General features: G+C 68.0%; 7 protein-coding genes. 2 read left to right on the plus strand and 5 right to left on the minus strand.

All coding sequences use genetic code 11. The features are described from left to right. Window positions 1-285 precede the first annotated feature (285 nt). The 5 genes from betC to ptsP form a co-directional block, all read right to left on the minus strand. Window positions 286-1800: a choline-sulfatase gene (gene betC / locus HR9077_RS15855; RefSeq protein WP_136068025.1), complete on the minus strand. Its 1515-nt coding sequence runs from the start codon at window positions 1798-1800 to the stop codon at window positions 286-288. A gap of 332 nt (window positions 1801-2132) precedes the next feature. Beyond that, on the minus strand, window positions 2133-2648 hold the full coding sequence (locus tag HR9077_RS15860) for a hypothetical protein (protein WP_136068027.1): 516 nt from the start codon (window positions 2646-2648) through the stop codon (window positions 2133-2135). Window positions 2649-2980: 332 nt separating this feature from the next. Then, window positions 2981-4732 carry a PTS fructose-like transporter subunit IIB gene (locus tag HR9077_RS15865; protein ID WP_136068029.1) on the minus strand — a complete coding sequence of 584 codons (1752 nt, stop codon included), beginning with the start codon at window positions 4730-4732 and terminating at the stop codon, window positions 2981-2983. Beyond that, window positions 4729-5709 carry a 1-phosphofructokinase gene (gene pfkB / locus HR9077_RS15870; RefSeq protein WP_136068031.1) on the minus strand — a complete coding sequence of 327 codons (981 nt, stop codon included), beginning with the start codon at window positions 5707-5709 and terminating at the stop codon, window positions 4729-4731. Before pfkB ends, HR9077_RS15865 begins: the two co-directional genes overlap by 4 nt. Further along, window positions 5709-8597 (minus strand): phosphoenolpyruvate--protein phosphotransferase, encoded by a 2889-nt coding sequence (ptsP, locus tag HR9077_RS15875; RefSeq protein ID WP_136068033.1) that lies wholly within the window; start codon window positions 8595-8597, stop codon window positions 5709-5711. Before ptsP ends, pfkB begins: the two co-directional genes overlap by 1 nt. A 244-nt stretch (window positions 8598-8841) precedes the next feature. Between ptsP and cra the strand changes: the two genes are divergently transcribed. Continuing rightward, window positions 8842-9825 (plus strand): catabolite repressor/activator, encoded by a 984-nt coding sequence (gene cra, locus HR9077_RS15880; protein ID WP_136068035.1) that lies wholly within the window; start codon window positions 8842-8844, stop codon window positions 9823-9825. Between the two features lie 93 nt (window positions 9826-9918). Beyond that, window positions 9919-10587, plus strand: a complete 669-nt coding sequence (locus HR9077_RS15885; RefSeq protein WP_136068036.1) for a phosphoribosyltransferase — start codon at window positions 9919-9921, stop codon at window positions 10585-10587. The last annotated feature ends 79 nt before the right edge of the window (window positions 10588-10666 follow it).

Raw genomic sequence — 10666 nt, forward strand, 5'->3', positions numbered from 1 at the left:
GTTGTCGAAGTACTGGCCCTTGACCGGGGCGACGAACTCGCCGCCGATGTAATTGCCATAGCGTTTCTCGAAGCCGACGACGCTGCCGTCGCTTCCGGGGTTGGCGTAGATCATGGCGCGTGCTCCTTGTTGTCATCGGTGATTTGACGATCGACCATAGTAGAGCGTAGCGAAAACCGCCCGTTCTCCCAGCGCCCGGGGACGCCGACGGGCAGTTTCTTTGGTCGTAGACACCAGCAGGCCGCAGCGCGTTCGGGCACGCCGCTGGCATTGCACGCGGGCGGGCTACTCGCCACGCGGGAAGCGCTGGTCCTCCTCCAGGACGTTGAGGTCCATGTGGTTGCGCATGTAGCGCTCGGAGGCAACCTGCAGCGGCTGATGGTCCCAGGGAAAATAGTTGCCGTTGCGCAGCGCCTCGTAGACGATCAGACGACGCGCCTGGCTCTCGCGTACCTCGGCGTCGAAACGCGCCAGATCCCAACGCTCGTGCACCTTGCGGGTAAATGCCTCGAGTGTCTCGCGATAGTTCGGATCCTCGGCGAGATCGTGCTGTTCGTCGGGGTCGGTCTCGAGGTCGAAAAGCTGCGGCGGATCGAGTTCGCAATAGTTGAACTTCCACTGCTTCTCGCGAATGGTGACCAACGGCGCCTCGGTGCCCTCGGCGGCGTACTCCATGTAGACCGGCGCATCGCGTGACTCGCCGCGCGCCAGCGGCAGCAGCGATTGGCCATCCGTCCAGGGTTCGATCTCGCCGAGGTCGATGCCCACCAGATCGGCCAGCGTGGCGTTGACGTCGATCGCCGAGACCGGCGTATCGACCTGGCGTGGCTCGAGGCCCGGCGCACTGAGCATCAACGGCACCCGCGACGACCCCTCGAACGGGCTCATCTTGAACCAAAGTCCGCGCTCGCCGAGCATGTCGCCGTGGTCGGAGACGAACAGCACGATGGTGTTGTCGGCCATCCGCGTGCGCTCGAGCACGTCCATGATGCCGCCGATCTTGTCGTCGATGTAGGAAAGGTTGGCGAAATAGCCGCGCCGCGCGCGTCGCACGTTCTCGGGCTGAATATCGAACTTGGTGTAATCATTGGCCACGTACAGGCGCTGTGAGTGCGGGTCCTGCTGCTCGTAGGCTAGTTCGGCCAGCTTGGGCTCGAGGTGCTCGCAATCCTCGTAGAGATCCCAGAACTTCCGCCGGGCGACATAGGGGTCGTGGGGATGGGTGAAGCTCACGCACATCGCCCAGGGTCGCTCATCATGGCCACGCGACAGGTCGAACAGCTTCTGCTCGGCGTGGAAGGCCACTTCGTCGTCGTATTCCATCTGGTTGGAGATCTCGGCCACGCCCGCCCCGGTCACCGAGCCGAGATTGTGGTACCACCAGTCGATGCGCTCGCCGGGTCTACGGTAATCCGGTGTCCAGCCGAAATCGGGCGGATAGACGTCGGTGGTCAGGCGCGACTCGAAACCGTGCAACTGATCGGGACCGACGAAGTGCATCTTGCCCGACAGGCAGGTCTCGTAGCCGGCACGACGCAGGTGATGCGCCCAGGTCGGAATCGCCGACTGGAATTCGGCGGCGTTGTCGTAGACGCCGGTGCGCGAGGGCAACTGGCCGGACATGAAGGCAGCCCGCCCCGGCGCGCACAGGTAGCTCGGCGTATAGGCGTTGCGAAAGCGTACCGAGCGCTCGGCCAGTGACTTCAGATGCGGCATGTGCAGGAAATCGGCGGGGCCATCCTCGAACAGGGTGCCGTTCACCTGGTCGGCCATCAGTACCAGGATGTTGGGCTGGGTCATTTGGTGCCTCCAGGGTCGGGTGACTGACGCTCCAGCGAAGCAAGTCGAGCTGATTCCATCTTGGCCATATCACCCCGCCATCGTCCAGCCTGCCGTCGCCGTCCAGCACGCCTCCGACACCGGGAGTGCCCATCCGTGGCCGTTGGAGGCCTTCCAAGAAAAAGCCACCGGAACGTATTCCGGTGGCGAACGGAGAACAACGGTCAATATCGGGACTTGCGGTGCCGCTTGCTGCGACGGGGATAGGCGATGCCGGATCATGATTCTGACGCCGTGTAACGGACGCCGTGTAACGGACGCCGTGTAACGGACGCCGAGCCGCCGGTATAACGTTACGCGACTCGTTGCCGTTCGGGCATGCAGCCATCGAGCAACAAATGGTCCTGGCTTTCCTGCAATACTCGACACTCCGCGCGTTTCTGCTCGGCGAAAGTGACCAATAATGCATTGAGTTCGGGCAGGCAGTTAGCGTTGCTCAACTGCTGGTAGAAAAACACCGACTGATGTTCGCAAAACAGTATATCCACCAGAACCAGGCCAGCCATCGTATCGTCGACCACGAAGAAATGGCGCCTGTCATGATCGCTCGTGACTTGAATCGCGGGAGATATGGCCGGCAAGACGCCAACCGCCTGACAATACTTGGCCATCTGCATAAGCGCTTGAATACGCTGCTCGCTTTCGCTTGCGAAGGCCTCGAAAAGCCGGCTCAAGGCCACGCTGTAGGGCAGGAAACGCAGTGAAAGCAGGCGATAGCGGTTCAACGATTGATGTTCGTGTGAACAGGCGAGTATCAGTGAGTCTTGCTGGAGTCGTGCAGTGGTCGGTGTGAATTCTTGTTGCGCCATGGTGCTGTCTCCCTTTCGGCACGATTCGTCGTCCGTGAATACCTTCCGTTTATTGGCGTTGCAGCGACTGTAAGGAAGGGGTCAGGCTGCGAGACTTGGTCCTGTTACTCGGCCGTGACTCATCGGCCGGGTCGTCTCGCAGTATTCGTATCGTCCTTGATACCCTGCCCCTTGCATCGAACTCTAGTTCGGTATCAAAAAAGTGCAGAGAACCTATGTTAAGCAGCGGAGTAATCTTTTGTTGTTTTTTTTAACGAACCTGTCTCGCCCCGGGCGCTGAAAAAGCGCCGCCGTCCTGAATCCGGCGGCGCCCCGGTGGCCTGCGGCGGCCCTTATCCGGCCACGCCGACCGCCCCCTCCTCGCTGCCGCGCTTGAGCATCGCGTAGCCCAACCCGGTGATCAACGAGCCGACCACGATCGCCAGCAGATAGAGCAGCGCCGGCGAGATGGCATTGGGGATCAGCAGCACGAAGACCCCGCCGTGCGGCGCCATCAGCTTGGCGCCGAACAGCATCGACAAGCCACCGGCCACCGCGCCGCCTACCATGCACGCCGGGATCACCCGCAGCGGGTCCTTGGCGGCGAACGGAATCGCGCCCTCGGTGATGAAGCACAACCCCAGCACGAACGAGGCCTTGCCGGCCTCGCGCTCGGCGACGGCAAACTTGTGGCGCGCCACGAGGCTGGCGATCCCCATGCCGATCGGCGGAACCATGCCGGCGGCCATGATCGCCGCCATCGGTGCGTAGGTCTCGGAGGCCAGCAACCCCACGCCAAAGGTATAAGCGGCCTTGTTGACCGGGCCGCCCATGTCGAAGCACATCATCGCCCCCAACAGCAGCCCCAGCAGCACGGCATTGGCCGAGCCCATGTTCTCGAGAAAAGCGGTGAGCCCGGAGAGGATCGCCGCCACCGGTTCGCCGACCACGTAGATCATCACCAGTCCTGTCACCAGGCTGGCGATCAGGGGAATGATCAGGATCGGCTTGAGCGACTCGACGCTCGCCGGCAGCTTGAAATACCTGATTACCGCCTTGGCGACGTAGCCGGCGAGGAAGCCGGCGATGATCCCGCCGATGAACCCCGAACCGATGTCCGCGGCCAGCCAGCCACCGATCATGCCCGGCGCGATCCCCGGCCGATCGGCGATCGAATAGGCGATATAGCCGGCGAGCACCGGAATCATCAACTTGAAGGCACTGCCGCCGCCGATCTGCATCAGGGCGGCGGCCAGGGTACCCTCGTTCTCGTAGGCCTTGATACCGAACACGAACGACAGCGCGATCAGCAGGCCGCCGGCCACCACCATCGGCAGCATGAACGACACGCCGGTGAGCAGGTGCTTGTAGACGCCCTTCTCCTTGACGCTCTTCTTGCGCTCGCTGCCGCCCGATCCTGACGCACCTGCGGCGCTTTCGATCTCGGCCCCGGCCAGCGCTTCGTCGATGGTCTGCTGGGGCTTTTTCAGGGCGTTACCGGTCGAGGTGCGCCAGATCGGCTTGCCGGCAAAACGGGTCGGATCGACCTCGATGTCGCAAGCCAGGATCACTACATCGGCCTCGCGGATCTCATCCTCGGTCAGTTCATCCTGCGCGCCCACCGAGCCCTGCGTCTCGACACGGATCCGGTGGCCCTGGGCGCGGCCGGCCTCGGCCAGCGACTCGGCGGCCATGAACGTGTGCGCCACCCCGGTCGGACAGGCGGTCACCGCGACGATGCGCTTGCCCGGCGAGCTCGAAGCGGGGGCCGGTTCGCCGGAAGCCTGCCCCGGCTCGAACGCCTGCGCCTCGCGCTCGGCGCGCTCGAGGAATCCGCGCGGATCGGGCAGCGCCTGGAAGATCGGCGCCTGAAACACGCGCTTGCCGGCGAAACGCTGCGGCTCGGGTATCCGCTCGGCGGCGACGATCACCAGGTCGGCGGCATCGATCGTCGCCGACGAGACCGGCCGGGTCGGTTCCAGCTCGCCATGCATCTCGACCGTCGCCTGCCAACCGCGCTGCCTGGCTGCCTGCTCGAGTCGCCGTGCGGCGAGAAAGGTTGTCGCCATGCCGCTCGGGCAGGCGGTAATCAGGATCACGTTCATGCGGAGGCTCCCTGTGCGTCGCTGGCGTCGACCTCGAGACGACGCACGCGCGTATGTTGTTGGAGATCGCCGAAATCGGCGGCGGCGGGGTCGCCCACCCCGACGTGACGCACCGATTCGGCGGATAGCGCCGTGGCCAGGCGCAGGACGTCCGCGGCGGGCGACTCGGCAAGCACGCCGTGCAGCATGCCGGCGAGTAGCGTGTCGCCGGCGCCCACGGTGCTCGCCACGTCCACCGCCGGCGGTGTCGCCAGCCAGGCGCCGCGCCGGCTGAACCACAGGACGCCGGCGTCGCCGGCCGAGATCAGCGCCTCGTCGATGCCGGCCCGATACAGCGCCCGCGCGGCACGCAGCCGTGCTTCCGCGTTGTCCAGCGCCTCGCCCGCCCACTCGGCCAGTTCCTGCTCGTTGGGCTTGACCGCACTGGGGCGGGCGGCGATCGCCGCGGCCAGCGCCGGGCCGCTGGTATCGACCCACACCGGCAGGCCGTGCGCGCACAGGCGCTCGATCAACACGGCGAGATCCTCGGGGCCGATGCCTGGCGGCAGGCTGCCGGCGATCACCACCGCCTCGGGGCGTCGCATGGCATCCCCGGCGCGGGCGTCGAGCTCGTCGAGCAACGCCGCGAAATCGCCACCATCGACTGCCAGGCCGGGGCCGTTGATATCGGTGACCCGGCCGTCATGTTCGGCGAGCTTGGCGTTGATGCGCGTCTCGCCGGGCACCCGGCGAAAGGCGTCCTCGACCCCGAGCTCGGCGAAGGCACGCACGAAGACGCCATCGTTGGCCGCGCCGAGAAACCCCGAGACCGCCACCTGATGGCCCAGCGCGACCAGCACACGGGCGACGTTGACGCCCTTGCCGGCCGCCTCGAGGCGCGTCGCGTCGGTACGGTTGACCGCCCCCGCCGTCAACTGCGGCAGACGGATCGTCAGGTCCAGCGCGGGGTTGAGGCTGACCGTGAGAATTCGCGCCATCACAGCACCTCCAGCGCTTCGCGAACCGCGTCGCTGGTGGCCTGACCCAGCGCGGTCGCAGCGTGGTGGCGGGCGTCATCGAGTGTCAGCTCGCGCAGCCGCGCCTTGACCATCGGTACCTGGCGCAGCGACACCGACAGCTCGTCGACGCCCAGGCCGACCAGTACCGGCACCGCCTGCGGGTCGGAGGCCAGCTCGCCGCACACGCCGACCCACTTGCCCTTGGCGTGGGCGGCCTCGACGGTCATCTCGATCAACCGCAATACTGCCGGATGCAGGCCGTCGGACTGCGCGGAAAGCGCCGGATGGCCACGGTCGATCGCCAGGGTGTACTGGGTCAGGTCGTTGGTACCGATCGAGAAGAAATCGACCTCCTCGGCCAGGCTCGGCGCCAGCAGCGCGCTCGAAGGGATCTCGATCATCACCCCGAGCTGCACGTCGGGCGCGGCGATCTCGGCCTGCAGGCGATCGACGATCGCCCTGGCGGCACGAAACTCGGCGACATCCTTGACCATCGGCAGCATGATCCGCAGAGGCCGCTCGCCGGCCGCGGTGAGCAGCGCGCGCAGCTGGGTCTCGAGGATTTCGGGGCGGGTCAGCGCCAGGCGGATGCCGCGCAGGCCGAGGAACGGATTGTCCTCCTGGGGCAGCGGCCAATAGGGCAGCGGCTTGTCGCCGCCGACATCCAGCGTACGCGCCACCAGCGGGCGACCGTCCAGCGCGTCGAAGGCCTCGCGGTACTCGCCGATCTGGGTGTCCAGATCCGGCGCCTCGGCGTGGGCCATGAACACGAATTCGGTGCGCAGCAGGCCGACGCCCTCGGCGCCGTACTCGACGGCATCCAGCGCATGCGCGGTGTTGCCCAGGTTGGCGGCGACCTCGACGCGGTGGCCGTCCCGGGTGCGCCCCTGTTCATGACGTGCGTCGTAGGCCTCGCGTTCGCGCAACTCGCGCTCCTTCATGCGCAGCTCGGCACGGTCACGGCGCTCCGCCGATGGCGCGGGAATGATCCGTCCACGCTCGCCGTCGAGGATCAGCTCACTGCCGTTTTCCAGCGTCATCACCCGTTCGCCGGCGCCGACCACCGCGGCGATGCCCAGCGCGCGGGCGAGGATCGCACTGTGCGAGGTCGCCCCGCCGCGCGCGGTCGCTAGCCCGCGCACCTTGGCGGTATCGAGCCGCGCCACGTCGGAAGGGCCGACATCCTCCATCACCAGGATGTAGGGGGTGTCCGGGGGCGAGGGCATCTCGACGCCGCACAGCAGACCCAGCACCCGACGCCCGACGTCGCGCAGGTCGGCGGCGCGCTCGGCGAGCAGGCGATCGGCGAGCACTTCCTGGGCGCGTGCCGCGGTGTCCACCGCCTGCCACCAGGCGGCCTCGGCGGACAAGCCGTCGTCGATGCCTTCGTGGGCGGCCTCGCGCAGCTCGGGATCCTCGAGCATCTCCTCGTGCATCGACAGGATCTCGGCGACCTCGCCGCCCTGGGCGCGGCGGATCAACGCCTCGAGCTGTTCGGCGGCCTCCCCCCGGGCACGTTCCAGACGCGCCTTCTGGGCCTGCGGATCGCCGCCGCGCTCGCCGTCGAGATCGCGGGCGCGCTCGGGATACTCGAAGCGCGGCAGGCGCATCACGAACACCGGCGCCACCGCCATCCCCGGCGACGCCGGTACCGCCGGATGCGGGGTGTCGGCGGGCAGCGGCTCGGGCGCGGAGGCGCCGGCCGCCGTGACCTGCGGTTCGGTATCGACATCGCGGCGCTCCTCGAAGGCCACGACCTCCTCGCCGAGCCCGTCGCGCACCGCCTCGGCCATCGCCTGCACGGCTTGCGCCGCGCCCGCGCCCTCGGCGGAGAACACCAGCGTCTGACCGCGTCGCGCGCCCAGCCCGAGGACCCTGGTCAGGCTCGCCGCCGAGACCGCCTCGGCACTGCCTTCGAGCAGCCGCACCTTGACCGGCAGACCCTGCTCGCGGGCCACCTGGACCAGTTGCTTGGCCGGACGGGCGTGCAGACCATGGGCGTTGAGCACCCGGGCGCGCACGGTTTCGGCCGCCGCGCTCTCGCCGGCCAGGCGCGCCAGCACGGTCGCCGCGTCGGCGTCGGCCAGCGTCTCGCCTTCATTGGCGTCGAGCAGTTCGGCGAGGCGTTCGAGCAGGCCCAGGTGGGCCTCGCCACGGGCCGCGAGGCAGAACACGCCATTGACCGCGCCCTTGGGGCCGACGAACGCCGACTCGGGGGTCGCCAGTGACAGTGCCGGGGTGTCCACGCCCAGTGCGGTGCTGGCCAGCCACAGGCCCTGGCCCAGCGAAACCGGTTCCTGGGCGGCGATCGCCGCGACGAAGTCGGCATTCACGCAGCCGGCCTGGCGCAGCCGTGCGGCACCGGCCAGCGCCAGTTCGAAACGATCCCTGGCGGGAAAGCGCAGACACAGGGTGTCGGCATCGAGGCGCGCGACCACCGGCGCCCGGGAGAGCTCGGCAATCACCTCGGCGGCGCTGTCGGCCGCGGCGAGGCGTTCGGCGACGCCCTGCCGATCGAGCACATGGGTCAGCGCGCGCAGGATGTCGAGGTGCTCGTCGCTCTGGGCGGCGATGGTCACCAGCACGTGGACGCGATTGCCGTCGTGCCAGTCGACCCCGGCGGGGAACTGCAGCACCCGCACCCCGGTCTCGCGGACCTGGTCGCGGCTCTCGGGCGTGCCGTGGGGAATGGCGATGGCATTGCCCAGGTAGGTCGACGACTGGGCCTCGCGATCGTGCAGGCCCTTGCGGTACTCGGGCGTGGCGCGTCCGGCGTCGACCAGCGCCGCCGCGGCCTGGTCCAGGGCGTCGCGCCAGTCCGCGGCCCGACAGCCGAGCAGTACGTCCTGCTGGGTGAGCGTCAACATGCGAAAGCCTCCTCGCAGTGTGGGTAGCGACAGGCTAGCTGAACGGGCGCTTGTCGCCGCAAGCTGAATCGTGTCACCTTAATGGTGACGCCATGCTGAAACGATCCACTCGTTTTATCAAGCGACTCGCTCTACGACCTTCGCAGGGGATAAGCCCGGCGGCCCGACCCGTACCATGAGTCCGATGGCGTGGGCGCGTCGCCGCCACCCTCGCCGACGCCATCAACCATCGACAGGAAGGCCAATGACTCTCGCTGAAATAGCCCGGCTCGCCGGTGTCTCGCGCACCACCGCCAGCTACGTGATCAACGGCAAGGCCGAGGAACGCCGCATCAGCCGCGAGACGGTCGAGCGGGTGATGGCGATGGTCGAGCGCCACCAGTACCGGGTCGATGCCCAGGCCGCCGCGCTGCGCCGCGGCGCAAGCCGCACCCTGGGGCTGATCATTCCCGACCTGGAGAACGCCAGTTACGCACGGCTCGCCAAGCGTCTCGAACGCGGCGCCCGGGAACAGGGCTATCAGTTGCTGATCGCCGGCTCCGACGACGACGCCGGCACCGAGCGCGACCTGGCCCTGGCGTTGCGCGCCCAGCGCTGTCAGGCGCTGATCGTGGCGAGCAGCCTGGCACCTGACGACCCCTTCTATCGCCAGCTGATGGCGGGCGGCCTGCCGGTGATCGCCGTGGATCGCGCCCTCGACCCCGCGCACTTCGTGTGCATCCTCAGCCACAACGCGACCGCCGCCGAGGCGCTGACCCGCTCGCTGCTCGACGACCAGGCGAGACGCGTGGCCTGGTTCGATGCCGTCGAGACGTTGTCGATCACCCGCGAGCGCCGCGCCGGCTTCCAGCGCGCGCTGCACGACCACCCCGGCAGGGCCCTGATCCGTACCGGCGAACGGTACGACCGCGCCGACGGCGCACGACTGATGCAGCGGCTCATCGACGAGCAGGGACTGCCGGATGCCCTGATCACCGCCTCTTACACCCTGCTCGACGGCGCCCTCGACGTGCTGCTCGCCAATGGCGGCCTGTCGCCGTCGCTGCGCCTGGCGACCTTTGGCGACGACCGGCTGCTCGACTTCCTGCCACAGCCGGTCAACTCGTTGCCTCAGGATCATGCCCGGATCGCCGAGCTGACGCTGGCCCGGGCGATCGCCGCGACACGCGGCGACTATGTCCCCGGCGCCGACATGGTCGAGCGCTCGCTGCGCTACCGGCGCGCCTAGCCCGGCCGCTGGCGCTTGCCGGGCGCGCTCATGCTGGCCAGATCCGCGACCGGCAGCCACGCTACGGGGTATGGCAATCACGCGGGAGGCCACATGACCGATCTGCCCTTTATCGACTTGCCCTTCGATGACCGCCACGATGCCGGGGAGCGGCTCGCCGGGCGCCTGCAACGATCCACGTATCGCAACCCGCTGATCGTCGGCCTGCCGCGCGGCGGCGTACCGGTGGCCGCGCGGATCGCGCACGCCCTCGAGGCGCCGCTCGAGGTGCTGATCGTGCGCAAGCTGGGCGTGCCGGGCCATGAGGAGTTCGCCATGGGCGCGCTGGCCAGTGGTGACGTCAGCGTGCTCGATACGGCGCTGGTGGAGCGCTTAGGCGTCGACGACAACGCCCTGCAGCGCGTCATCGATCGCGAGCGTGCCGAGCTCGAGCGCCGCGAAGCGCGTTTTCGCGGCGAACGGTCGTTCCCATCACTCGCCGGGCGCGATGTGATCGTGGTCGACGACGGCATCGCCACCGGCTCGACCATGCGCGCGGCGCTTCAGGCGATACGCAAGCTGGGCGCGCAGCGCTGCATCCTGGCGGTGCCGGTAGCGCCCGCCGACTCCCTCGAATCGCTGCGCGGCGAGGCCGATGAAACCCTCTGCCTGGCCACGCCGGCGGACTTCAGCGCGGTCGGCCAATGGTATCGGCGCTTCGAGCAGACCGACGACGACGAGGTGCGCGCCTGTCTCGCCGAACAGGCCTATCCCGAGGCGTAGCGACGACCGGCGAGTCGGCGTGGCCAGTAACCCTGCGGGCCGGTAAGCTGGCACCATCACCGCCGAGGATGTCACCGCC

This window comes from Modicisalibacter radicis, assembly GCF_900961225.1.
Classification (GTDB): Bacteria; Pseudomonadota; Gammaproteobacteria; order Pseudomonadales; family Halomonadaceae; genus Modicisalibacter.